17 protein-coding genes and 1 pseudogene are annotated in these 25,184 nt (G+C 47.5%); 3 read left to right on the top strand and 15 right to left on the bottom strand.

The genetic code is table 11. The features are described from left to right. Window positions 1–7: 7 nt before the first annotated feature. Window positions 8–169 carry a hypothetical protein gene (locus tag FU659_RS35415; RefSeq protein ID WP_187274100.1) on the top strand — a complete coding sequence of 54 codons (162 nt, stop codon included), beginning with the start codon at window positions 8–10 and terminating at the stop codon, window positions 167–169. A 188-nt stretch (window positions 170–357) separates the two neighbouring features. On the opposite strand, the gene FU659_RS35410 is transcribed toward FU659_RS35415, so the two are convergent. The 15 genes and pseudogenes from FU659_RS35410 to FU659_RS11910 all read right to left on the bottom strand — a co-directional run bounded on the left by FU659_RS35410 (window position 358) and on the right by FU659_RS11910 (window position 21,849). After that, window positions 358–516 carry a hypothetical protein gene (locus FU659_RS35410; protein ID WP_187274099.1) on the bottom strand — a complete coding sequence of 53 codons (159 nt, stop codon included), beginning with the start codon at window positions 514–516 and terminating at the stop codon, window positions 358–360. Window positions 517–578: 62 nt separating this feature from the next. Next, on the bottom strand, window positions 579–1,499 hold the full coding sequence (locus FU659_RS11970) for an ROK family protein (protein WP_261807780.1): 921 nt from the start codon (window positions 1,497–1,499) through the stop codon (window positions 579–581). A 50-nt stretch (window positions 1,500–1,549) separates the two neighbouring features. Beyond that, a pseudogene (locus tag FU659_RS38265) lies at window positions 1,550–3,290 on the bottom strand (class I mannose-6-phosphate isomerase). 108 nt (window positions 3,291–3,398) lie between these two features. Next, window positions 3,399–4,304 carry an AraC family transcriptional regulator gene (locus FU659_RS11960; protein WP_147947794.1) on the bottom strand — a complete coding sequence of 302 codons (906 nt, stop codon included), beginning with the start codon at window positions 4,302–4,304 and terminating at the stop codon, window positions 3,399–3,401. A gap of 68 nt (window positions 4,305–4,372) precedes the next feature. Next, window positions 4,373–6,037 carry a ribulokinase gene (locus tag FU659_RS11955; protein WP_147947793.1) on the bottom strand — a complete coding sequence of 555 codons (1,665 nt, stop codon included), beginning with the start codon at window positions 6,035–6,037 and terminating at the stop codon, window positions 4,373–4,375. A 4-nt stretch (window positions 6,038–6,041) separates the two neighbouring features. Then, a complete protein-coding gene (locus FU659_RS11950) occupies window positions 6,042–7,079 on the bottom strand; it encodes a LacI family DNA-binding transcriptional regulator (RefSeq protein WP_147947792.1) in 1,038 nt (345 codons plus the stop codon). A gap of 378 nt (window positions 7,080–7,457) precedes the next feature. Next, entirely contained in the window at window positions 7,458–10,367 is a 2,910-nt protein-coding gene (locus FU659_RS11945; RefSeq protein ID WP_147947791.1) for a GAP1-N2 domain-containing protein, read from the bottom strand. Then, window positions 10,364–11,629: a TRAFAC clade GTPase domain-containing protein gene (locus FU659_RS11940; protein WP_147947790.1), complete on the bottom strand. Its 1,266-nt coding sequence runs from the start codon at window positions 11,627–11,629 to the stop codon at window positions 10,364–10,366. The genes FU659_RS11945 and FU659_RS11940 overlap by 4 nt, the downstream gene beginning before the upstream one ends. A gap of 67 nt (window positions 11,630–11,696) precedes the next feature. Further along, the gene (locus FU659_RS11935; protein ID WP_147947789.1) at window positions 11,697–12,341 is read right to left on the bottom strand and encodes a hypothetical protein; all 645 of its coding nucleotides are present in this window, start codon (window positions 12,339–12,341) and stop codon (window positions 11,697–11,699) included. A 33-nt stretch (window positions 12,342–12,374) separates the two neighbouring features. Beyond that, entirely contained in the window at window positions 12,375–13,685 is a 1,311-nt protein-coding gene (locus FU659_RS11930; RefSeq protein ID WP_261807776.1) for a vWA domain-containing protein, read from the bottom strand. Window positions 13,686–13,697: 12 nt separating this feature from the next. Further along, window positions 13,698–16,064, bottom strand: coding sequence for a hypothetical protein (locus FU659_RS11925; protein ID WP_147947788.1), 2,367 nt, complete (start codon window positions 16,062–16,064; stop codon window positions 13,698–13,700). A gap of 32 nt (window positions 16,065–16,096) precedes the next feature. Further along, the gene (locus tag FU659_RS11920) at window positions 16,097–19,486 is read right to left on the bottom strand and encodes a tubulin-like doman-containing protein (protein WP_147947787.1); all 3,390 of its coding nucleotides are present in this window, start codon (window positions 19,484–19,486) and stop codon (window positions 16,097–16,099) included. Window positions 19,487–19,506: 20 nt separating this feature from the next. Continuing rightward, the gene (locus tag FU659_RS11915; protein ID WP_261807775.1) at window positions 19,507–21,135 is read right to left on the bottom strand and encodes a VWA domain-containing protein; all 1,629 of its coding nucleotides are present in this window, start codon (window positions 21,133–21,135) and stop codon (window positions 19,507–19,509) included. Further along, window positions 21,107–21,268 carry a hypothetical protein gene (locus FU659_RS35405; protein WP_187274097.1) on the bottom strand — a complete coding sequence of 54 codons (162 nt, stop codon included), beginning with the start codon at window positions 21,266–21,268 and terminating at the stop codon, window positions 21,107–21,109. The genes FU659_RS11915 and FU659_RS35405 overlap by 29 nt, the downstream gene beginning before the upstream one ends. 299 nt (window positions 21,269–21,567) lie before the next feature. Then, on the bottom strand, window positions 21,568–21,849 hold the full coding sequence (locus FU659_RS11910; RefSeq protein ID WP_147947785.1) for a hypothetical protein: 282 nt from the start codon (window positions 21,847–21,849) through the stop codon (window positions 21,568–21,570). Here FU659_RS11910 and FU659_RS11905 point away from each other — a divergent pair. Together FU659_RS11905 and FU659_RS11900 are read left to right on the top strand one after the other, a co-directional pair. Next, a complete protein-coding gene (locus FU659_RS11905) occupies window positions 21,844–22,530 on the top strand; it encodes a hypothetical protein (RefSeq protein WP_147947784.1) in 687 nt (228 codons plus the stop codon). The two genes, FU659_RS11910 and FU659_RS11905, sit on opposite strands and share 6 nt — an antisense overlap. Before the next feature lie 11 nt (window positions 22,531–22,541). Next, window positions 22,542–24,500, top strand: a complete 1,959-nt coding sequence (locus FU659_RS11900) for a hypothetical protein (protein ID WP_147947783.1) — start codon at window positions 22,542–22,544, stop codon at window positions 24,498–24,500. The last annotated feature ends 684 nt before the right edge of the window (window positions 24,501–25,184 follow it).

Below are 25,184 nucleotides of genomic sequence, written 5' to 3'. Positions count from 1 at the left end.
TGATGAAATGACAGCAACCGGGCAGAACCAGCTTAACAGCGTGTTCAAAGCTGATATGCTGTTGATCGCTTTAAGCAGCGAATCCTACTCCTTTCAAAGAGAGGAGCGCGGCTACTCGCTCGAAATGTTTTTGGAACAAATCTGGTTAACATTCAATTCACAACAATAAGTATGCCTACTCGTTTATTGTTCTTTAAACAATAAGGTTTAGACTGACTTGCTCCAAAAAAAGCGGCAGTCCCGGACATGTAAGAAATGTCCGAGACTGCCTCAGTTTAATGTGTTTTCTTGTCGTCATTTCCAATGTATTTGAATCGCTCAGGCCAGTTTGTATCTTCCGTATGTTTCAGGAATCGTTCAACCGCCAATCGTTTCACAAATCCAGCGAAAGCCATTCCATTCAGGACGCTTTCCTTCATAAGCCGATTCACTAATTTCAATTGCTTGTTTAATAAAATTCACATGATAACGTTCAATCTTCTCCTGTCGATCCGTGTAGCCAATATCCGTATGCAAATGATGAAGAACTTACATTTCCCAAGTTTTTTTGGGGTATGTCATTTCAAATCATCTCCTCTTTAGGCCAAATTTTGCTTAGCTATTATCAGATTCCAAATGCCTTTCATGGTGCAAGTCATCGTATCCGTTTGAATAAGCATGTCCATCGGCAGGTTTAAGGCAAGTGCAAGGGCAGGTTTAAATAATGGCATACTCTTACTGATTTGTCCGCCTATCACAATGGCATCCGGCTGAAATTGTTCCACGAACAGCAGCAGCGCACGTCCCAGCGCCTCGCCAAAATCGCTAAAAACCTGAACGGCTATTGGATCTCCGGCTTCTGCAAGCTCGCTTATTCCTTTGACGTCCAGTCTCTCTGCCTCCAAGCCTAATCGAGCAAATATTCGTAATATACCACGGCGAGAGAAATAATCGTCGAAGATACTGTCTTCATAAGGCACGTGATACAGATAGCCCTCCAACGGGATTCCCTGACCACCTTTAGTGACAATTTGCCCCTGATTAATAAAAGCAGACCCTAATCCGGTGCCTAATGTCAGAGCGATTAGCTTATTTACTCCTAACGATTTATATACAGCAGCTGCGCCTAATCCGAATATGCGAGCATCATTTTCAAATACAATTAAAAAATCGTTCGAAAACCGTTTAACCAATTGAGCATCTGCGGTAATAAAAGCTTGAATTGCCTCTTTCATATTTACACCGTAGATGGCGTCAAATTTCCCTATTCCCTGCATATAGCTGACTCCGGTTTCGTAATCAAACGGCCCAGGAAAGGCATATCCAATGCCTGAGAACTGATCTGCTTCTTCTGTAACGGTGTCCGCGAGCTCGCGGATCATATCATAGAAGTGTGCAAGCACCACATTCTTTGCTTCACCTGAGCGCGCAGGAAACTCCCTTTCACTTCCTTTAAGAGGCGTTCCGTTTGTAGTCAGTAAAACTGCTTTCACGAACGTACCCCCTATGTCAAATGCCATTACGTACTGTCGATTCATAGTTATCTTCACATCCATTCTAAGCGGAACCATTAGCGTACATATGCCTTCACTGTAGCCAATTTCAAACTTAAACCTTGAACTGCGGGGCGAATCGTATAAGGACCCACCGCAGCCGGAACGATGAATGTTTCTGCGTAATGGACAATAAAAGGCTCAAACTCACCAGTCGGACTCTCCACAACAACTTCTTCTCCCTCGACCAAGTTCAACATATGAACTTTTCCTTGTGTATGATGCGGTACCGTACCTTCGAACCAATGTCTCCTCGTTTCAATAAACTCAAGCTCATGCAGTCCGGTCTGTTCCTCTACCCAGCCTTCTCCTTCATCTACTGTTCGAATACAATTAACCAATTCCTTCTGCACCCATTCCGTCGTCCGATCCCATCGGATATTGCATTTGCCGTGTTCAATATGAATGGGACGAGGTCTCCGTCTAATCCTAAGCGATCCCAATCCCACAATTTAAAAGTAAAAATGTACGGTGTCGCACTGATTTCAAGCACCATCCCATTGCTGCCTGAACAATGAATTGTCCCTGCAGGAATGAGGAAATGATCATGTTTTTTAGCCGGAAATTGATTAATGTACGTATCAGCCGGAAAAGAAGACCCACCTTCCTGAGCCGCTGCTAGGTCGCGAATCATAGCATCCGGGTTAATTCCTTCCTTTAACCCTAAGTAAACGACAGCACCGGGCTCCACATCGAGCATGTAATAACTTTCATCTTGCGTGTAACTCATTCCGAACGTTTCACGAATATAATCCGTGAGCGGATGGACTTGCAAACTTAAGGGTTGACCGCCAATAGTATCCAGAAAATCAAAGCGAATCGGGAACTCTGTTCCGAAACGGGCATAAATCGCTTCTCCCATTAATGCAATCGGTTCAAACATCACCAGATTAATAGCCGGCAGCTCGATCCTTATAGCGCCATATTGGAAATACAGGCTGTTCTCCTCAGGCACACCATCAAAGCCCCAAGCATGCGGGTGACTTTTTTTCTCAAGACCTATATTCTTTTCTAACCATCGACCTCCCCAAACACCGGGATCAAAATAAGGCACTAACCGAAACGGCCTCTTGGTCGTTTGTTTGAAGCCATCGAACAAAGCTTCTCCCGTTATCATTTTGGATTATTCTTCATATTGGTGTCTAAGTAATAGTCCGCGTTTGGCAGTACGATACGCTTCAATCGATCCGCTGCACGCCATTCAATAAAAAAGCCGCGTTTATATTTCAGCAAAACATCCTCACTCTGATTATTCGTTAACCAATTGCCAAACTCTTGACTCCTGTAACGCTGTTGAATTTCCCACCGAGCCATATCGGCATAGATCAAAACATCAGCTTCCCCTACCAGCGATGCTCCCGTCCCAATGATCAGAATTACGCCTTCTTCTTGGGCACTAATTTCTTTGCGCATAGACTCAAGCCTTTCTTCTTCATAGAAATCCTGAATCTTAAATGGAGCCATATATCCAAATACTCTATCTTCCGTAAGGTACCGTTCCAACAACGTATGAATCTTAGCGGCATCTTTCACAGCTTGTTCGGAGTAAAAAATACGAGCAAGTGAAAGGCAAGAACTTAACCCTGTTACAATTTCACCTATACGTACGGCTGGATAACATTCAATTGAAATGACACATCGCTTGCTTTCTTTTGTTTTTATGTGAAGCTGCTTGGCAATATTTTCGTAGCCTGACCAAGCAGTCTGATCCCATCCCTTAATATCTACCGTCGGTTCTTTATCATAGCGAACATTCATGTTTATCCCCCTTTTTGATACTAGTATAATCCATATCATTCAAGCTGTATTTGAACAGGCGCGCCATTTTTTTGTCTTATCCGGACATAAAAAAACAAGCATCCATGATCATTCGGAATGCTTGTTCTTTCTTGGGTAAGCTGGGAAATTCCCTCTGCGATAGATGCCCGGAGGAATGCCCATTTTCTCTGTGAACACACGTGTAAAATAATGGACCGTCTTAAATCCTGTCTGCGCGGCTATTTCGGCGATCGAGAGCGAAGTCCTATCCATCAACTCTCTGGCTTTCTGAACACGTTTTTCCTGTAAGAAATGGGAGAAGGTCTGACCTGTTTCAGAAGAAAACAATCGCCCCAGATGCCTCTCTGAGATATGAAGATTTGCGGATAAGCTATGCATTGTTAAATGTTGATCCAAGTTATCTTCTATAAATAGCTTGGCCTGCTTCATCAACAAAGAACTGCTTTCCCGCTGCATCGATTTAGTTCCTAGGCTCAAACGGCTAATAAAACAATACGGGATCGAGTTCAGCAGCGAGCATGCCAACCTTTTAACATCTGCATCATCTGCCTTGATTGCGGCATCGGCTTCCTGCACCAAAGCTCTCCAAAGCAGGGCCGTAGTTTGATCCGTTGTCTCATAAACCACAGAGGATTCATTTTCAAGCAAAAGTGAGAAATCACGTTTCCGCTCATCCGAACATTGCTGCTTCAATTCAAAGGCCACGTATAGTAAATACATGCCATTTCCACTTCGAATTTGATGAAATGTCCCCGGTCTGGAGTAGAATATCGTGCCTTCCTTCAAAGGAAACACACTGCCTCTCTCTATATATGCCCCCTCGCCGCTAAGCACATAACAAACCTCGTAAAAGGAATGTTTATGTATAGAATTGTCATAATGCTCGGGTTGAATCCCCCAGTAATAAACAGAAAACGCTGCATCCTCAACCTCATGTAAAGTTACATATTGATTCAGGTATTTGCTGGCATTTTTAGCATTCCATTTGCTCATTATGTTGAACCTCTCTTGTTAGCGCATGTTTATATGTGACCCTATGTCTGGAGTACACTGTTTCTTACTCATTTTCCTTTTAAATGCTTCACGTGCTTCATCACCTGAGATACTTTGCCAAAATGTTCATGAATCTCTAGATACGCCTCGTATAGCCTTGAATAGACGACCTCATGCTCAGGAATTGGTATAAATGTTTCTTCCTTCAACCGAGCCATATGCAGTGCCGCTTGCTGAATCGTTTCATACCCTCCAACTGAGTCCCCTGCTGCAACAGCTGCAAACATAGCTGCGCCAACAGCAGGCGTCAGCATCGTATCCGATAACCGAATAGACATATTGGTGACATCCGCATAAATTTGCATGAGCAGCTTATTCTTTTGTGGAAGTCCCCCGCACGCATATAATTCACTGATTTCAAGACCGCCCCGGCGAAACGTGTCAATGATCGTCCGTGTACCAAACGCGGTTGCTTCCAGTAACGCTCTGTATATCTCCTCCGGCTTCGTACTTAGTGTAAGACCCAAAATTAAACCGGAGAGGTCCGCATCCATCAACACGGAACGATTGCCATTCAACCAGTCGAGTGCCAGAAGACCAGACTGTCCAGGTGAAAGTAGGGAAGCTTTCTCTTCCAGTTTGTTATGTATCGAAACACCCTCTACCGCTGCTTCCTGCAGCATGGCGGCCGGAATAGCCTGTTCAACGAACCAGGCAAAAATATCACCAACTGCGGATTGACCAGCTTCATACCCGTAATAACCAGGTATAATACCGTCCTTTACCACTCCGCATATACCTTCCATCACATGCTCTTCCTCCGAGAGCAGCATGTGGCAGGAGGACGTTCCCATGACCATCACCATTTTGCCAGGTGTTACAACACCAACAGCGGGCACTGCTGCATGGGCATCCACATTCCCTATGGCTACAGCGATCCCAGGAAGAAGCCCCATTTGCTCCGCTAGTGGAGCCAGCAAGCACCCAGCCTTGTCGCCGAGTGGGATGATAGGGCCCCGCAGCTTCGTCTCATAAATATCACCGAAATCAGGGTGCAGCTCCGTCAGGAACTCCTTAGATGGATAACCTTGCTTGTCATGCCAGTTTGATTTGTAGCCTGCTGCGCAGCTGTTTCGGGCTAGCTGACCGGTCATCTGCATGACAACCCAATCACTAGCCTCAAGGAACAAGTCTGAGGCCTGATAAATGTCAGGAGCGTCATGCAAAATTTCCAGGCTTTTGGGAAGCATCCATTCCGAGGAAATCTTGCCCCCATACCTTTTTAACCATGCTTCGCCTTTTGCTTGAGCCAAATTATTTATTTGAGTAGCTTCGGTCTGTGCGGCATGATGCTTCCAGAGTTTCACCCACGCATGAGGATGGTACTTCCACTCATCCTGCAAGCAAAGCGGATTAAAATGACCATCCACAGGCAGCATCGTGCAAGCTGTGAAGTCAATACCTATCCCGATAATCTGGTCAGCTTGAACACCGCTTTGAGTTAATACCGCTGGTACGGATTGGCGCAGCACCTCCAGATAATCATCCGGATGCTGTAGTGCCCAATCCAGTTCTAACCGTATATTACCGCTTGGGAGCATCTGATCTATGACACCATGAGGGTAGGGTGTTACATGAACAGCCTTCTCTGTGCCATCTTGAATATTTACCAATACAGCTCTTCCAGACTCTGTCCCATAGTCGACGCCGATCGTATAAAGTTGTTTATCCATACAATTATAATCTTCCTCCCTGTTCATTGTTACTGGATTCGTCCATCCATTGGATAACAGGTCGATATATGATATTTTGCGGCGGATAGAGTTGTAAATCCGTTTCCTGAAGTCTTTTTAAAAGAAGATCACCCGTTCGTTGTCCCATTTCATAGGGTTGTTGGCTTGCATAAACAATGCCTGGATTGTGCAGAAGTAATGCGGCATCAACAACACCATACGAAGCCAACATCATGTCATCAGGCAGCTTGATCCCATATTGAATAAGCCCTTGCAAAGCCCCGAAGGACATTTTGTTATTGAAAGAGATGATCGCAGTGGGTTGGTAGGGATTCTGCATGAAATATTCGACAGCCTTACATCCCCCATCCACTGAAAATTCTCCGTCAAATACTAGCTGTTCTTCAACCGGTAAACCTGCATCAGCAATCGCCTGTAAAAAACCTTGATAACGACCTGCTCCAGTACTAACATCCAGAAAACCATTAATTGCACCGATGCGTCTATGGCCTTTGTTTAAAACGCTTTGAGTAAGTTCATAAGCCACCTGAAAATTATCTTCAGCTACGATATCCAGCATCCCATCCAAACCACCAGGCAGTCTGTCAAGCAGAATAACCGGCGTGCCGAATTGTGCCATTTTCAGGATTCGTTCATCGTTCCCTCCAGCGCTTGCCAGAATTAGGGCATCTACCCGTTTCTCCTGAAGAAGATGAAGGAGTTCTTCTTCCTTCTGTGGATCCTCATCAGAACTTGCAAAAAGCAGATTGTAGCCTTCCCCATGCACACTGTCCTCAATGCCCTTAGACACAGTCATGAAAAATGGATTAGAAATATCAGGAATAATAACCCCGATTGTTTTCGTCTTATCTTGCTTTAAACTTCTTGCCACAGCATTCGGCTGGTAGTGCAGCTTATCGACTGCCGCCATGACCAATACCTTTACATCCTCACTGACGAATCCACTTCCCGTTAATGCTCTCGACACCGTTGCAGTTGAGACACCTGCTTCTTTGGCGACTTGCTTGATCGTTGTCTTCATTGGGTGTCGACAATCTCCTCTACACGGAAAAATCTGTTCAAGAATGATTAATGTAATCGATTACGTAATCGATTACATTAGTATCATACTTATATTAGGCAGCTATTGTCAATATGTAGAATTCTTAAAGTCAAAGATCATATCTCCACATAATACCATCGGGTCCTTCCCATAAAAAATTAGCAGCTTCTTTGCGTCGTCAATGACAACTCCGCCCTCGGACCAAATATCGTCTAACCAATCTCTACGATCATCCTAGGAGTTCAATACAACCAAACAAGGCTGTCCTGGGAAGAATGCTCTTCTTTGGGACAGCCTTGCTATATAAATTTAACATACATTCCATTGCAGAGAGAGTCTCTTCGCCTTATTATAGTTCTACTTTTTAGCTGCGGCGGAACCGGGATCATATTTTACCGTCTTCTTGATCGTATCGCTCATTTTGCCAAAATTATTGCCTGCCTTGATCTCAATGGGATTCTCCCCTGCGACCAGATTGATCGTTTGGGAAATGCTGCCCTGACCGACAGATTGGCCGTTAATATAAATCGTTGGACTCGGATCATTAGTATCCTTGGCACTGACAGAGATCGTAATCGAGCTGTTTTTCGTTGTCTCCGGTATAGGACCGTGAGTTAAGGTTGGGATCGGCATACTGTACATCACTTTTTGCCTAATGATCTCAGACGATTTGCCGCCGCGGTTCACTCCCGTAATATCAAATAGATTCTCGCCGTCATGGAGCATCACTGTAGTATCGACTGCACCATTGGATATGTATTGTCCATTGACATACATTTTTACATTCAGGCCATTTTTTGCAGTTCCCTTGACGGTTGCTTTCAAGGCGAGATTCATCGTAGGTGATTTCTCCGGCAGTGGTTCGACGACAATTATGGGTGGAGGACCAAAGCTGGCCATCCAATTCATCATCGGGTTCCAAAAAACAAACAGCAGAATAATAATAAAAGGAGCTGCGATAAGTCCGTTCCTCACAAGCCTCCGTTTATTACGAACGAAAAAACGAACAAATTTCCCCGATTGCTTCAGCTTGATCGTCCGGAACAATACAGCAAAGGACTCATTGTTTATCGCAAGCAGCTTTTGCCGCACGAGTTTGTCCTTAAAGGCGCGCGTATCGCGCAGTTGAAAATATTTGCTAATCGAAGCTTTATAGTGCGGATTAATGCCACCCTTAAGGTCCAAGAATCTGCTGTCTGAGGCCGACCATATTATAAAGTCATGTACCCTGTCGGTTTCAACGCTGCTGCCCCTTATAAATTCAAGTAGTCCCTCATAATTGTACGCTAACGAATGGTACAAGCCCTGTTCGGCCTGTGGCTTATAAAAAGCAAGCGGAATGGAGCTAAATCGGGTAAGGTCGATGCGGTCGGCCAACAGCCTTTTGATCGACTCCTGCACATTTTCCAGTTCCACAGGTCCGAGGCCTCGCAGTGCTTCCACCGCATCATTCTCCTCACCCGGACGCAGCATAAGCACACAATAAAGGATACCAATAAGAATTAACAGCTGTTTCTTGCTTTTATCCGCATGCCTGTACAAGTCCTCATCCAAAGGATCGACAACAAAACCAAGAGCAATGACATCTTCATAGCTTAACTGAGCTAAATTCAGTTCTTCCAGCAACTTTAGCTTGATTTCCAGCTTCAATTGATTGCAGAAATCTTCATAACGCTTTTTGCCGTAAAGCGAAGGCAGCTCTGCAAAGTAGCCGTGCAGAGAGACAGCCGCTTCAATTCGTTTACGCGTATCCCTTTGCAGTAATTGATTGCTTTTTTTCAGTACCTCATTGGTAAAAAAGCGCTGGAGCGATACATTCTCAGACTCCGTCAGCCAAAAACCGACCTCTTTCTTAAGCTGATCTACGGAGCTGACCTGCTTCATCCGATAGATGACATACTGCTCGGCTGTAGCAGCGGATTGCTTTTGCAGCTCTTTCATGACCAGCCCAAACAGGGAACTCTGCTGGAGAAGCAGATCGAACAGTGGTGCCGCCTTTTCTATTCCTTCTCCGGTACGTGCTGCCACCCGGTTCAAAAAGATCATGAAGCATTGAATGAGCAGCGCCTGTTCACCTTCTTCGGCGAGTGCGTAATAAGCAATCAGGCTTTTAAAGTAGTCTGCAGTTGGCAAACCCTCCACATCCGACACATCCTTACGCAGCAATCGTATGAACAGCTCCTTGAACCGTGGCTTTTGCCGCACCGTACCCTTATCCAAATACATCAAAAGAGAGTTCATCGTGCCTGCACGGTTCTTCTCGTACAGCCCATCGTTTCCCTGCTCGATCTCATACAATGTGCCCAACTGATAATACGTCGGTATCGCCAGCGCTACTGGCTCCACCGCTCCTTGCAGCGCTTGTTCGCAGAAGTCGAACAGCTCATCCAGTCGTCCCTTATCGTTGCGGAATTTCCATATCCAGTCTAATAAGGGATGATCCTGACCCGGAAGCTCTGAATTCACGAATCTTTGATTTGCAAAATCGAACACATAGTCCTTTTCGATCCGACGATCCGGCAAACGAAGTCCACCTTGCTCCACAAAAACGATATGTATGTTTTGCTTGGCCTCCGGCTCGCTGTTAAAGGTCATAAAACCGAGCTGACGACGGAACGCATAAGGCACGCAGCGGTAGATGATTTCAAGCAGCCGCTTCGCCTTCTCGGCGCTTTCCGATACGTCAGATGCCAAAACGATATAAACTTTCCTTTTGTTGGTGGCAGACGACATAATCGTATAGATAAGTTGTTGGAACAGCCGAGAATCGATCCCTTGCTCTGCAAGCAGTCTGTCCTGCTCTTCCTGCCTATAGACCGGGTCAAAATCAATATCTTCCAGCTCAGGGATCGACTTGCCGTCGCGAATATCATAGCTGCTGCGGAAACCGCGAATGCAGAACAGCCGGTTCGGTTCGCGCAGGAAGGGCTCCTGCAGCTCTTTGGGAATGATGAATTGATGTGTGAATGAGGCGCTGCGCTGTCCCGTGAAATCCGTCCCTATATAGACATTACGTCCGATCACGAGCTCACCGCTATCGGCATGAAACACAAGCAGCGTCTTCGGATACAGCTCGCTGTTCGACTCGTCCCTCGCAAGAAGCTCCTGGGGAGCTTTGTATACGCAATACGGATGCAAGACAGATTTAATGAAGGCGTTATCCAAGCCCTGGGATTTGGCCACCGTATCGAAGCCTTCGCTTGTTCGGAAGATCCCTTCCCGGTCTCTTGTAAAATATTGCTGCTGAATTTTATTATGCGCCGTCACGTAGCATCTCTCCTGACTACGTAATCCAGCTGGTGAAGCAGCCAAATGAAGGGCTCATCGACACGAATCGGATTGATGACATTGGTTACTTGTTTGTTTATGGGATTAGTCCCAAGCGCAGACACGGCAAAATACGCCGTATTCGTAAAGTAAACGTCTATCGCATCCTTGAACGGCCGATCCACTCTTTCGATAAACCGGCTGATTTCCCCATTGATGTTCTGAAATTCCGTTTGATTCAAATAACCCTTATGAACGACATTGCGAAATACATTGCTGTTCGGTTGAATATATTCGCTATCTTCTTCCTTCAAATATTGCAGCATGTCGCTCTTCGTAAGCACGATAGCCGTTGGGATATCCGTCTTGCTGTTATGCTGATGCGCAATGAAATTTTCAAATAAACTGATTACAACCTCGCGCGGCTCATCATATCGATTGGCGAATTCGCCCTCCTCTTCCCCCAGGTTAAGATGAATTCGGTCTCGAATCGTGCGAATTTGCAGCGGATCGACCAGGAACAGTATACCGGAGGAATTTTTAATATGCGCAGCATAAATGTCCAGATAATCTCGTTCCACCATACCTTCACCCGCCACATCAAAAAAGACGAGCATCAAAGGAGCCTGCTCCGGGTCTTTGAACACAAACTGGAAGATAAACGGCTCCTGCTGCTCGTTCGGGTTTGTGGACTGAAGCATACTGCCTCTCTCGAAGATAGGCTCATGATAATTTTGCCGGTATTTTTGGCTGATTTCAGCGCTTAGCGGCATGCAGGCCGCATTGAAGTTCGAAGCGGTCGTCTGTTGCAGCGTATGAATTAACGAGGTCATGTAGACGGATTTACCTACCTGAGATGCGCCCACAATAGAAATGATGTTGCTCGGCACCTTGCCGGAGGAAATCGGAAGCTCGTTGTGGCAATTCGGACACAGCCGCCGTTTGGTCGTTTCACCATAACGATCGGATACGGCTATCAGCACATTGTGCGAATAATGCTTGTAATCGTCGGGAATCGTGTCCGGATCGATCACCGCCTCCACATCAACCTCAGACAAATGAAATTTCCGTCGCCAATCGTTCAGCCTGCGGTCCTCTTGAAGCATAAACTCATCATCATTGTCTTTGGTGTGATTGGCCCGGAATACCACCTCTTCCGGCTCGAATTTGCTGAAACAAAACGGACAAACGATGCTGTAATAAGGGGGCCTTTCCTTGACAGGCGGTTTTTTTTCAAACAAGCTTTTGATATAACCTAGCATGTGGTTCCCTCCTTAGCGTTTTCGAAGAAAACTTAATTCGTAAAGCGAGCTTGACCTTTGCGTAAGCTCAAGCCTCAAGTATAAGCTCATATTGCTCACCGAATTGCCGGTTATCCGTAAAAAACAGGCGGAGATAATCTTTCTTCCCGATCTGTATCTCAGGCAGCACGCAGCGACCAATGGAAAAATCATTCATGAACGGATAGACGATACCGTCATCCTTGTTTACTGGGATCGCTCCTTCCTTCTTCACGTAGCAGAGCGCTTCCTTTGGCACCGCGATTTCGCTGAATAGCTGAATGCGGGCCGTTTTATATTTGCTGAACAGCTTGCTGCCATATTTAATCGAACAACGTATTTGGGCTCGTCCTCCACTAACACGAATGATATTATCCGCATCGGTCTGTTGGTATGCCGTTAACGCGCCGTTCAGCCGGATGCATGGAAATATTCGGTAACCGTGCGCCCCGATATAGCCAACGCGCTCCCTATAGCCACCCTTCGCCTTGTACTCTTCCCTGGTAAACAGTTTGAGCTGATGGGAATCCAGAAGCTGTGGAGACTGCTCCGCTCCATAATCGAAGCTATACATATATACATAATCGACATCCTTTGGCCACTGCCAGGTCAACATGCATTCCCCGTCATGAAGCTGGCATTCTACCTTGCGGATGCGATAAAATTCGTTCGGTTCTTCCCACTGGAGCCGCATTGAATGATCCTCCCTCCGTCTGTATTTCGCTCGCTAACGGAATCGCTTGCCGACAGGTCCGTTGCCGCGGCTGCCGAATCGGCTCTGTTCCTTCTCAGTACGCGCTCTTCTGCCACGGTTCAGGCCAGAGTGCCCATTCGTATCCTGGTGAACCGCCACAATCAAGGTAGATAAGGACAGCACGAACGCGAGGAGCAAATCAGCGATCGCGCGATAGAGGGAAGGGAAGGCCGCTCCTTGAATCCCCGTCTCTATGATAATACCCGCTAGCAGCCCCGCTACCGTACCTCCGATAGAGAAACTGGAAGCCAGGTACCGATTGTCGAAAACAATCCCCAGCGACAAGCCAAGCAGCGTTCCAACCAGCATGATCAGCACTACTCGCAACAAACCGTGGTAACCGTCGGACGACGACGCTCCAGTACGCTCATTCATCAAATGCCGGTGATGCTCCTGCGAATAAATTTGATTAAATGCATCCGTGATCCGGTCTGCGTGCTGCACGTCGTAATACGTGCCACCTGTTTCATCCGCAATCCGCTGTAGCAGTTGTCTCCCCTCTTCTTGCGTGGAGTCAATGCCAATCGTATGCACTCGAACCTGCTCTTGAACATAAGGAGCAAGCACCTTTGCTGTATCGACATCGCTGTATCCGTCGGAGATTAAGATAACCGCTGCGCTTCGGCCAGATCTGCCTACCTTCTTCAAATGCTCCATAGCCGCATTCAATGCTTTGCCGATATCCGTCCCTCCGTGAGGCTCATATGTCGCCCTCAGCTTGGACGTGAGTTCATCCTTGACGCCCGAACTAATCAGTTGAGTCAGCGGAAAGATCGGCTGCGTCTCATCATTGAACGTAAACAGAGCCACCCGCTTTCTGCTGTCCATTTTGGCAATTAATGACTGTGCAGCCTGAATGCTTTGCTTTCCCGGATCCGTATCGTTCATACTCTCAGACATATCCAGCAAAAGCACATAATCTTGCGGCTTATCATTCTTGCCTGGAGAAAATCCATATACGAATTGAAACAGCATCCCAGCTGCGAACAGCAACACCAAAGTACCAGGAACCAGAAGCTTCCAGCCGTCGCTTGCATAGCGGAGCCTCCAATTGTTCCCGTTCAGCTTAGGTGAGATCATCTCTGCAAGGAGACAGCATAAGCCGACAATCAGAGCGAACTGACCGAAATACAATCCCATCAGCAGCGTCTCATTCATCGTCCCTTCCCAGCGCGCCAATACCCACTCTCCTGTGAAAAAGCCGATACAACCGCCGACTAAACTAAATATCGTCAGCAGCCCGTTCCATTTTCGCTGTTTCACCGTCTCCCCCTCTTTCTGCATGGCAAAGCCTTCCTATATCCTATCCCTGTCTGGTAAGTCGATTGAATGAAACTGGTACCCATTCTGAACATACGTATCGTAATACAACTTGCCGTTTCGGTAATACATGAGGTCCTCCAGACGAAAGCCTCCCATCAGATTGAGCTTTTCGATCCCGTTTAGCTTCTTCTCGTGGATACAGCCGAGCTTGTAAGTCCGGCTACCATGATCGACGGAGAAAGCATACTGAATGAATTCACTTTGATAATCGCCGAATATATATTTCTCTTCATAACGGTGTCGGTGAGTGGAACGATAGACATCAGCACGGATCGCAGCCTCGTTCTCCAAGGTGGCATATAAATCGCGGAACAAATCCTCCTTGGAAAGTACCTCGCGGTTATCATAGTTTGCAACCACATTCGCCCGCTTCAACAGCTCGTCTTCGAAGGTTCGGTTGAACAACCGATGAGCGAACACATCCTTGCGCGCGGCCATTATCAGCTTATGAATAAGCTTCTCTTCACCCTTCACCAGCAGTTCCGAAAGATTGCCAAGACAACGGTCATCCCAATAAAACTGGAGGCCGTAGCGCTCTTCAAGCTCCGAAACGATTTCCTTTACCCCTTGTTCGTAGAACTCATTAATGTTTCGGCCCAGATAATCGTTCGTATGAGAGATGCTGCTCCGACTCGTATCGCGGAGCAGCATCTCCAGTTGATGAAATCGCTCCACGAATGGTACCATCTGCGCATGCAGCTCTTCCAGCTTGCTTATGTACTGGGCCACCAGCCGCTGTTTCATATCAAGATACAGCAATTCCAGCTTTATACCGTAGACCTCATCGACGACGTGACGAACGATATGTTTCACCGGGATCTGGTTCGTTAACCGGCTCCACAAGGTCGCTTGGCCGAACGATTGCACTTCGACGCGTTCGTCGTATTTCTGCTTCAGCTCCTCCCGGCATTGCTCCAGAAGCGCCGCCGTTTCCTTAGCTTGCTGACGCAGCTCGCTCATCACGCCGTTCTCTTGCGTATCCGCCGTCCATGCGCTGCCGCAGAGGAAGCCGTAAGACGGATTGTCCAGGATTCGCTGCCGGAAGCGCCGCTCCAGCTCACGCGCCATGTCTCGCTGCATAAGTGTCGATTCTACCCGATGAACGACATTCGTTTCAAAAAACGACTGCGCGTTGCCGCCGAATAAAGCCGCTTCGGCTTCACGAAGCGTCATCGACCTAAGCTGAGCAGATGACAACGGATGATACAGCATGCCATACATCCCTTCCACCGCTTTCGCGGGCTCAGTCATCAGATCTTCGACCAGGCGTGCGGAGCGTTCGGCTTCCAGTTCGAGCTCGTGAAGCACGTCTTGACTCTCTACGCTGGTACGGTTATCCTTCAGCCGCTGTAAAGCAAATCGATACCAATGATAGAGCACCGTCAACGCAATTGCCTGATCCGGACGCTTCACCGTGGACAGTCCGGCTGATGCATAGCATCGTCCATCTGTATCGGGCGGTATCATATTTTGCTTGAACTGCTGGTTGTTGTAGGCCCCGTGCTGCGGATCGAGCTCATTTAAAGCCCTCCGGTTTTTGAGCAAATTAAGACTGCTGATCAATTCATAAGTGCCCTGCATCCCGCTATCCGCAAAAATTCCTCTTTCGTCTTTGTTGCCCAGAAAGTAAACCATATCGAACAGCGGCGCAGGACCGTGTTGAACCGGCATACGGATGCCTTCCCCGGTCACCTGCAGATTAGCATCGAAGCGGTAGCTTCGGTCCTGATACTGATCGGCTTCCCGCAAAAAGCTGACTCCGAGCGAAGAGGAGAAGGCATAAGTCTCCGCGACCTGCTTCTCCTCCAAAAGCCCGTACAGATCGATCATCACCGAACGAAAATGTTCCCCAAAGACCGATTTCACCAGCACCGTCAATTCAGGAAGCAGTACGTTGCAAGGATCATCCAGCTCCGTTACGACGGCTATGTTCAAGCGCTGCATATGCGAATACATTCGGCCGAATTCAGCGATATGGCTGTTCATTCTGCGCAAAGTGACATTCAACTCCAGCAACTTCGACTCATCCTTGTAAAACTGCTTGTAGATATCGGAGCGCAGGCTCTTCTTGTCTCCTTGCACAGAAGGCAGCGTCCATCCATACTGGTTTTCAGTCATCTCGACAGGTTTGGTACCAACATGCAAATAGACGACACCTGCGCTGTTAGTCCACTTCTTGCGGTTTAACGCCGCCACTTCCATTAAAGCCTCCACCGACTGATCGCCAAGGAAAAGGAACACAAGCGGATGGTTGATGCTGCGCAGCTCATCGCCGTCATTGCCCGTGTTGTCCATTTCCGCTGCATAATCATTTGCGAACGAGAGCAGCTGTTCCCGCATGCCTCCTTACACCTCTTTCCTTCGCTTCGCCATTATTTCAGGCTTTTCACCATATCATTCACTTTGACCGCTACTTGTTTGTAGAAGCGGTACATGTCTTCTCCGTTCTCCCATTCGACATGGTCGTAATCCAGAGCAGTCTTCGCCTCCTGATAATTGTCCGCCATCTCACGCAGCTTCGCAACCAATTCGCCGATCTCGGCGGAAGCCGTTAGCTGTTGTATCCGCTTGGCGGATTTTCGTTGTAGCAGAGCCCGTTTCTTTTCGTCCAGCTCGCGGATTTGACTGTAAATCTCATACTCGACGAACTTATTCACCTGCATCAGATTAACGAAGGCATCCCAAGGATCTTCTTCCGCATCATGATCGTAGACGTACAAAGCTCCTTTTTTGCTAATCGTGCCCGTATACATCGTCTCGATGAACAACTGCATCAGCTTTTCCTCATCTTTTTGAGCACTGAGCAGCTTCTCCAGCTCTTCGATCTTCCGAACGAGCTGATCGTATTTGCGGCCTTCTTCCTTCACACGTTTCAGCAGTTCCGGCGAGCGGATGAGATTTTCCTTAGCCAGCTCTTCGTTCACGCTGCCGAAAATATCCTTTGTGCTTTCAACGGGAAGCCCCTGCTGAACGAATGCCTTGAGCTCATTTACACAGCGTTGCACTTCCCCCAGATTCGGCCTTTGTGAGCTGAGCTGCATGTTGAACGAATCCAGATGCTTCTGCAGGTCAAAAGACTTCGTAAAGTTGCATTCATAGCGGTTGATCGTACCGCTGTCTTCGCCTTTTAACCGGATGACACGGTATTCAAGCAGCTTTTCGAACAGCGTCCGAACTTCGGCATTGTATTTTTTAACGCGCGTATTGTCGTACGTATCACCCCAGGACTTTTCGGGAATCGGAGACGGCAAGTAGGTCCAATTGATTTTGTCCGTCTGCACCAGATGACGGCCGATCCCTTCCGGCTCGAGAATGGTGTTCTCGTAGCTCGTCTCATACACCTTGAGCGGCGTATACAAAAACAGCGGAATCCCGTTCTGAGTATTCAACCAGAAGATCCGGTTCTTCACTTCACTTTCCTTGATCGTGAAACGAGAATTGGCAATCGCATTGTCTTGGAAATTGCGGATGCCCTTAAAGATACTAGGCGCCTTGACCGGAACAGACACGAAGCCCCACGACGGGAAGTTGAAGTGCCCTGAGCTGTTGCTCAAATGAAAGACCGGCTTTGCTTCCTCGTAGAGGCGGTTGGCAATGTTCTGCTCCACCAGCTTTTCTATTGAATCGTCCTGACCATACTTGATGAGGAGAAACTCCTCCATCGACTTCGTGATCAGATCGCCGAAATGGTCGCTCAAAAACTCTGAAATTGCACTAATGACATCCACTTCCTGCTCCTTGATCCACTGATTCGATTTAAGCAGCAGCTCGTTCGTAAAATCACGGATCAGGTCATTCACATTTTTCTCGTCGGTCACTTCCCCGATTAGCTTGGCCATGTCCGGCACACTGACGACATTCCAGTAATAGGTCCGGTTCCCTTTATGATCGACCTCTTCCTCACCGTTCGTAAGAATATCGCCGTTTTTCTCAAAAATTTTATTGAGCTCGTTGAGCAGCTCTGTAAATACCTGATATATCCGGGAGTTTTCCTGATTGATAAGGTTGTACAAATCCTCGTAAAACTCGACCATCTGTTCCATCCGCTCGCGGTCGGCGTGCAGTAAAGACTCCTGGATTTTGGCTTCGATGTACGCATCCTTCTTCTTGTCCTTGGAAATGAACGCGCTTCTTGCTTCATTCATTTTCAGCTCCGAATTTTCTTCGGCCGATTCAATATCGCGAGGAATGCGGTAAATGCTTTCCTTAAGCGATTCGATATACGAAGATATCAGCTTGAGCAAGCAGAAGCCTTTGTCCTGCAAAATAATTCGCGAGACGTAGAACGGTCCTTGCTCGGGATTCCGGAAAATTTTGGTTACCTGTTCGGAGAACAGCTCCTTCTTCACTCCAGGCAGTTGCTTGCGGCATTTGATATATTCCTCTCGCGCTTTGGACAGGAAGCTTTGCTCCAGCTCAGTGTCGATGTTGATTGTCTGCTGCTTCACCACGTTACTGTAGCTCAACCGCTCGCTGTTCTGATAGCCGGGAATCGGCTCAGGGACGCGTTCACCAAATTCTCTGTGGACAGAGTCAGGGTCGATGCCGAGCTTGTGAGCAAGCTTCTCCACTTCTTCCTGGGACGGACCAGCATGGAACATTTTTTCCATCCGTTGAAACATTTTGAAAGCCAGGTAGGTGGTCATTTCCTCGATAGGCAATACGGCTGACGATGCGCCCAAAATATTGTATTGATAGTTGGCCGCATAGGCCTTTGGCATCTGATTAATATTAGTGCGGATGTTGCTTATATAGTCATGGATCGCGAACTCCTCTCCTGAGCTCTTGTCTTCGCTCGCCATGAAGTTCGTGATGTTCTCTGCCGTTACGTTCATGCAGTAATCATAAGCATTTTCGAGCAGCTTGCCCTCCAGGTTCGTGGCGGATATGAGATGGGCCAGATTGAAAGGCGGCATCGGCGAGTTGACGTTCAGGATGCTGGCATATTGCTGCCGGAACCGCTCGCCGCGCTCGTCGACGTTCATCCAGTAATCAAGCTCTTTGAGCGCTGCATAGCCGTTCTTCTTGATATATTCACGGGAATGCTCGGACAGACTCTTGTTCGCCAGGTTCACATCCGGAGTGAACAGATAGCCGAGCAGATTGACTTTGTCGACGCCTGCCGAGCCGAAGTCGCGTTCGATAATGCCCCGCACGATATAGGCGATGTCCAGAAAACAGCCGCTGCCCGTACCGCCGGACAAACCGGTCAACAGGAACACCATAAGCTTCTTGTTCGTACCGACTGACAGTGTCTTGATCTTACGTTCGATCGTCTGCACAACCTGCACGATCTTCGTAAACAGCAGCAGCCGGCCCGCCTGCCTGACTCCTGAGGCGCCATTGATCCCATCCGTAATGGTAAGCTCCGGCGAAAGCCATTCCTTGATGTAAGACTCGAGCACGCTGCGGTTTTGCAGCACGCTGCCGACTTCCGGGTTCGACAACAGTACGAATTCTGTTAGCGGATCGAGGCCGACGCCTTTATATTTCTTATTGCGATCATGCTCGTTCGTCTCCAGAGCAAGAAACTCAACATTGTTCGGCTTCTCTTTCTTTTTCTTCGTAAAAGGATCTTCCGGAAGCTTGAACCGGCGGTTAATCTGATATTTCAAGCGGAGCAGCGCATCGATCCCGGTACCGCCTAGGCCGATGATCAGCATCGGGTTGTCGATCGCATCGACCCGAATTTTATCGCTGATAATACCGCCGCCTAAAGAAACATCCAATTGTTGTATATGCTCTCTGACCACTGCTTTCATGTGTACTTCCTCCGTTAAGGTTATTTTATATATTCCAGCGAAATCGATTTATTTACGTTTTGAAGCGAAATTTTGATTCGATCGTTGTTCTTCAATTCCTTGCCCTTCACAGCATCAAACACGCGGCCGCCTTTCTCGATCACACAGCCCGATTCGTTGAGCAGAAGCACGGTATCCCCTGCCCCTGGCTTAAACACGATCTTCTGCGTCTCTGCGAATTCAGGAGCGAGCTGCAGAAGTTGATGAAGCTGGAATTTGCCTTTAAACGCAGTCAGCTTCTTGTATTGAGGCGTTGTCCGTTCTCCGGTGTCCTCATCCTTGATTTCGACAACAAGCTGTCCTACAAAGCCTTTGTTCACTTTTTTCCAGTAAGTTAAGGCATACAAAGCTGCTGCTAGCAGCACAAGAGCTGCGGCTATCGATCCACCGGTGACGGCCCAATTGATCTGCGGCTTCGTTTGAATCCCTGAAGCTTCAGTAGGGGCTTTCGTCCCTGTCTTGGCTGAGAGGGTCGCCGCCTGAGATTCACGGACGAAATTCGTGTTTTCCACCTTCACCTTCAGCGAGTACTCGTGAGCTTCAGCTACCTTCATCGAGCCTTCAAAGCCTTGTGCTGACGTAGTGAGCGGTAATTCCTCTGTTTTCTTCGTATCTAAATCGGTTACCACAAGGGTAGACTTGGCATTTTTGTAGAGCTCTGCATCATTTGCCTTCTGTCCGTTCGACTGTAAATAAGCTTTTACAGCGACGGTGTCCCCAGGCCTATAAGACATAGACGAAGGAAGTTCCATCGACACCTGCAAATCGTAGTTATAGATTAAATTAATGTCGATTTTTTCTTTGGGAACCCCCTTGACCTTCAGCTTCCATTCACCCTGTGCCGGGTTCAAAATTTTGACCAGCGAGTATGCATTTGAGGTCGAATAGACGATGCTATCGGATGGGATCGGCTGCTCCTGCCCTGCCGGATTGAACAATTTGACCTCCACGGGCTTCGATGACATGATCGAAATGTTCGCCTCCTGCACGCTGGAGTTCGGGATTTTCACAGGTACCTCCTGGAACTGCCCGTTCGCCGTTATCCCCGTCAGAGGTACAACCTTCAGCTTCAAATGGCTCGCATAAATCTCGCTCAAAATTTGCGGCAAATTGTCGGCTGTGCTGGTTATGAACAGCTTGCCGTTCGTTTCAGTCGAAATGCGCTCGAGCACATCCTTGTTCAGTTGTCCGTCGGCATTCAAACCAATCGTATAAATCGGAATCCCTTTGTCCTTCGCCTTCTTAAGGGCATCGTTCAGCACTTTGTCCGACTGTTCCTGCGTCTTGCCAGAGTCGAGCGAGTTGTTGCCGTCCGTGAGCAGGACGATCAGAGGGATATGTCCCTTCTCAGTGCCGGATTCCAGCACTTTGACCGCCTCGCTAACGCCAACGCCAATATCCGTATAGGGCCCGCGGCTTAGCTGGTCGATGAACGACTTGAGATCCTTTTTATCTTGGACACTGTTCATCTTCAGAAGCGCTTTTTCGCGAAGCACCTGATCCGTGTAAGCTACAACACCGATTTTGTCTCCTTGTACCGAGGACATGTCGACAAACATTTTCATCGCTTCGTAGCTGACTTTATTGACGTCGCTCTCGTTCATAGACATGCTGACATCGACCGATAGCACAGCATCCATGTTGATATTGCTGCTCGTATCGGCTGCCAAGCGCTTGCGAGATCGATAGAAGCATAATAAGCATTACAGGAAGCAAGCGGAAGATGGATGTGATATGATTCATTGTATTGATTCCTCCAAAGCATGATGTGTTCAGAAATTGTCTAATACTGTCGTAAAGATGACAAATTTCTATTATAAATTGAAAAATGTGGGATCACTGTTGTATATTGTGTCTACTATCCATATTAACTTTTTAGTATGTAATATGCCACTACTAGAATCTAAAATTAGGAGAAACTGATGCCGACATTTATTGGAATTGCTTTTGCCGCCGTGTTTGTCGTCGCAAGATGGATTTATTTTCATACCAGTAGAAAGCAAGAAATAAAGCCCCGAGACGTGGATGCCGAGTTTATGAGTCTATTGAATAGCGGTGAGCGCCATGAGTAAGAAGATTCCCGTACAGTTCCGCAAAAGCATGCGAACCCGCCATGCTTTCGGACGTTTTGAAACACTGCAAAAGGTTGCGGCAATTATACAGTTCTTTGGAACGAGCAATGTCTGAAGTGCGGAGCCGAAGGAAAATTCCAATCCTGCAGCGAGATCGTACGCTCGATTCAACGCCGCAATACGGTAAGGGACGCCATGATCGTCTTCGCTATCAGCCTCGTTGCTTTTTTCCTGGCGGATACTTTCATGCAAATGATAGCTTCGGCGCTGGCCAGCGCCGCACTCGTGATCGGTTATTGGCTGCTTAGCAGGCGTTATTCCTCCGCGGTCGAAAATCGACTGCTTCATCAGATGCTGATGACTGAAAATCAGGCTATTCGCGAAGGGCTGCTGCTGGACATTGAGAATGCCGTGAACGATTTGAAATTAGACGATTTCAAATCCGCCTATGAGAAGCTGCGGGAGATCGGTTATCTCATTACCGGTAATCAGGTCAAGGTGCTGAAGCTCATGTGCCTGAGCCACTTCATCTTGCGCAGCGATATGGATCTGGAACTTGCGACGCTGATTCCGACGGGCTTTGAGCCTGATTTTGTCAGGTATTTGCATGAAGTAAGCAAAATCAGCCCTCAATTGGTCCGTCGCGATGTACTCGATTATGTAATTAAACACCGTAAAGCGATAGAAGATTTCCCTGATGGCAGAGAGACGCTTGCTCTAATAGCAGGCGCAGCGCTGCGGGTAAAGGGTTATGTGCTGCAATACCACGACTTCATAGCCGATTTCATCGAAGCATTTCCAAGAAATCGGCTGCTGCGTCTATGCCGACTGCTTCAAGGCAGCTATAGCGAGGTTCCCGCGCTTTACGACCAAGCAAAGGACAAGGTTAAGTTAAAGTATGATTTTGATCCCGAATTTCAAGGGTTATTGTAGGAGGGCCGGCGATGTCAACTTCAATGTACAGCCGATCGAAACAAAAGCGTAACTTGGCTGCGCTGCTGCTTGCCGTCATGCTCATTTCTGCCTGTTACAAATGCTACGCCAGCTGGTTAAAGGCTGATCTGTACGGCCAGGCAGCAAAGGCGCAGGCGGAAGGGCACGAACTGGAAGCCGAAACCTTATACTTGCGTGCCAGGGATAACACGTCCATTCGATATAAAAACCATGAGATCGACGAAGCACTGAACAAGCTTCGCCCCGCAACGGAGCTAAAGCGCACGCTCGCTTCCATTTCCGATAAGATACGAGCCGCCGCTGCAGTCAACGATGTTCCGACACTGCTAAAAGCATATGAATCGTTCCAAAGCGCCAAGGCGGACTATGCGGGCATGGATGACACCGCTCAGAAACGTTTTGCCGATGCAGAAGCTGTCTATCGTATCGATGAGGGGTTGGCGCAATCGTTCGCCGACGTCCTAGCCAGACTGGAACAAAGCCTGGAGAAGAGCAGCACCAACAAAACGTTCGACAACAACAATTCGATTCAATACCTCCTGCAAATTCCCGCCATCTACTACAAGGATGAAAAAACGAAAAAACAGCAGTTGAACGATCGGTTTAAAGCATACGATCAGGCGCGCATGGATTCCCTGTTCAAAACCAAGAGCTTCCTCGAAGTCGTGAACGAAACTACGCTCATCCGTAAGTTTTACAACGCGAACGGCGTACAAGCCGAATGGCTTGTACCCATGTTGGAAACTTATGCGCAGAATACGCTCGCATCACTGCTAAAGAAGAATGATTTAAGCACGTTTATTTCTTATGCCAACAAGGTTCAGGAAACAACAAAGGAGCTCGCAGACAGCCGCTCCAAGATCAACACCTATATCCAGACTTCGATCAAGGCGCAGTTCACTCGTGCCGAGAAGCTCGTCGCCACCAAGAAATATGCAGAATCCATCGAGCTGTATACCATATTGAACAGCTACAAGGATACCAGCAAGGAAATCCGTGATACGGAGCAGCGCTGGCTCGAGGCCGATCCGGTGCAACTGTTGCGCAAAGCAATGAATACGAGCACGGACGCCCCTTTCACGAATGTCATAAACGGAAAAAGCTTGTGGGGCTCAAAAATGGCCTCGGTGGGCCTTACGGGCAGCAGTTCCCTTGCAGTAGCGCGTCTGATGCCTGATGAGCAGCTCGATTATGTCGAAAGCGCACTCAGTAAGCAGATCTCCGTCAAATCGGTGAAGCTCTCCGACTCACTCAGCAGCAGCGATCAACCGGCCATCGTAGTCGAAGCCGCAGCCAAGACGCGTAAAGCTAGATATATCGTCTTCGCTTACGATGTGAAGTCAAAAGAACTTAGAACCATTCTCGATGTGGAAGGGGATAGCTTCACCCCAGACCGCAGTCGTCCTGGTGTGCTGATCGTCGATAACCCTGCTGGAGAAGCCGAAGGGCAGCAAGCCTACTACGAGTATCGGGGCGGTCAATATACAGTTGTGAAGGTGAAGTCCGACGTCCTCGACATCACACTATCCGAGCTGCCGAAGCAGAAGCCGGGTGCCATCGTTCGTTTTCAATGCCAGATTATGTCCTTGGACGGCAATACGGCCATAGTCGCCTTGGGTAACGACTACGTGCAGCTGAGCGGTAATGTCCGGTTTAAAACAGGATCTGCCGTAGTGACTGGAACCTTCGTGGAGAAGAACAAAGTTACCTTTGGCCAAGGTCAAAGCTCAGGTAAAGGTACGGGGCAGAATAAAGAGGCTGGCTCAGGTGTCGAGACAGGCACAAGCACAGGTTCAGCTTCTGGCGCAAGCGGAAATAACGGTAAAGAACCCGGTGGAGCAGCAACAGAAGCGCAGGTCGTAACGGCATACAAGATCGCTGTCACGGATCTGTCGCAGGGAGATGCTGCATCATCCGATAACGCCGCGAATCGCCGATTGCAACCATGAATTTTCACACAAAAAACATTTACAAACACTCCGCTTCCCATCACAATTATTTTTTCTCAATAATTGGAATCGGAGGACAATAGTTGTCATCCATTTTATTGTTCAACAAACGTTTCGCCATAAAAAGTGTGGGAGTCGCAGTATCGGATGAACGTCCATCCTGACGCTTTCGAAGCCGCTTTGTTTCAGAGCGCTCCCGTGCGAAGACTGAAGCATCTGCATCATTTTGGTGCAGGTGCTTTAATAGGTTGTGCAAGAAACCACTAATTTTTGTATCTTTTATCTGTTAATTGCATTAATCATAACTTTACTTTTTTGCTTTTATGGCGGTTACGTTGCCGCCAAAGATTGCAAAATCTTCAAAATAAAAAACGCAGTCATCATAGCCTTATTTTTTGAGATATTTATTTATAATCCATTGGTTGGACAAACCGCCTTTCCTACTTGGTATATCATAGTGGTGCTCCTTTTGAATATTCCAATAACGGTATTGGGTGCTAGGCTTGCAATTAAAAAGTGAAACAAACCTTACATATATAAGTCTTTTGGATAGTCTAGTCATGAAGTTGTTTGATAAAATTCACACAGATAGAATGTGTTAAACTCATAACACCGAGTCGCTTCTCTTTATTGATTGCTAATTTATGCAAACGTAAAATATTTCATCTTTCTTTAAGGAACAGC

It is taken from the genome of Paenibacillus sp. N3.4, assembly GCF_008017805.1.
Classification (GTDB): Bacteria; Bacillota; Bacilli; order Paenibacillales; family NBRC-103111; genus Paenibacillus_E.
This window is presented reverse-complemented; position numbering and strand designations above follow the sequence as displayed.

What these genes read in the sequence shown, in the direction of transcription:
- FU659_RS35415 (WP_187274100.1), top strand. Translation starts at nt 8, where the DNA reads ATGACAGCAACCGGGCAGAACCAGCTTAACAGCGTGTTCAAAGCTGAT.
- FU659_RS11970 (WP_261807780.1), bottom strand. Translation starts at nt 1,499, where the DNA reads ATGGCATTTGACATAGGGGGTACGTTCGTGAAAGCAGTTTTACTGACT.
- FU659_RS11960 (WP_147947794.1), bottom strand. Translation starts at nt 4,304, where the DNA reads ATGAGCAAATGGAATGCTAAAAATGCCAGCAAATACCTGAATCAATAT.
- FU659_RS11955 (WP_147947793.1), bottom strand. Translation starts at nt 6,037, where the DNA reads ATGGATAAACAACTTTATACGATCGGCGTCGACTATGGGACAGAGTCT.
- FU659_RS11950 (WP_147947792.1), bottom strand. Translation starts at nt 7,079, where the DNA reads ATGAAGACAACGATCAAGCAAGTCGCCAAAGAAGCAGGTGTCTCAACT.
- FU659_RS11940 (WP_147947790.1), bottom strand. Translation starts at nt 11,629, where the DNA reads ATGCTAGGTTATATCAAAAGCTTGTTTGAAAAAAAACCGCCTGTCAAG.
- FU659_RS11935 (WP_147947789.1), bottom strand. Translation starts at nt 12,341, where the DNA reads ATGCGGCTCCAGTGGGAAGAACCGAACGAATTTTATCGCATCCGCAAG.
- FU659_RS11930 (WP_261807776.1), bottom strand. Translation starts at nt 13,685, where the DNA reads ATGCAGAAAGAGGGGGAGACGGTGAAACAGCGAAAATGGAACGGGCTG.
- FU659_RS11925 (WP_147947788.1), bottom strand. Translation starts at nt 16,064, where the DNA reads ATGCGGGAACAGCTGCTCTCGTTCGCAAATGATTATGCAGCGGAAATG.
- FU659_RS11920 (WP_147947787.1), bottom strand. Translation starts at nt 19,486, where the DNA reads ATGAAAGCAGTGGTCAGAGAGCATATACAACAATTGGATGTTTCTTTA.
- FU659_RS11915 (WP_261807775.1), bottom strand. Translation starts at nt 21,135, where the DNA reads ATGTCTATGAACGAGAGCGACGTCAATAAAGTCAGCTACGAAGCGATG.
- FU659_RS35405 (WP_187274097.1), bottom strand. Translation starts at nt 21,268, where the DNA reads ATGAATCATATCACATCCATCTTCCGCTTGCTTCCTGTAATGCTTATT.
- FU659_RS11905 (WP_147947784.1), top strand. Translation starts at nt 21,844, where the DNA reads ATGCAAATGATAGCTTCGGCGCTGGCCAGCGCCGCACTCGTGATCGGT.
- FU659_RS11900 (WP_147947783.1), top strand. Translation starts at nt 22,542, where the DNA reads ATGTCAACTTCAATGTACAGCCGATCGAAACAAAAGCGTAACTTGGCT.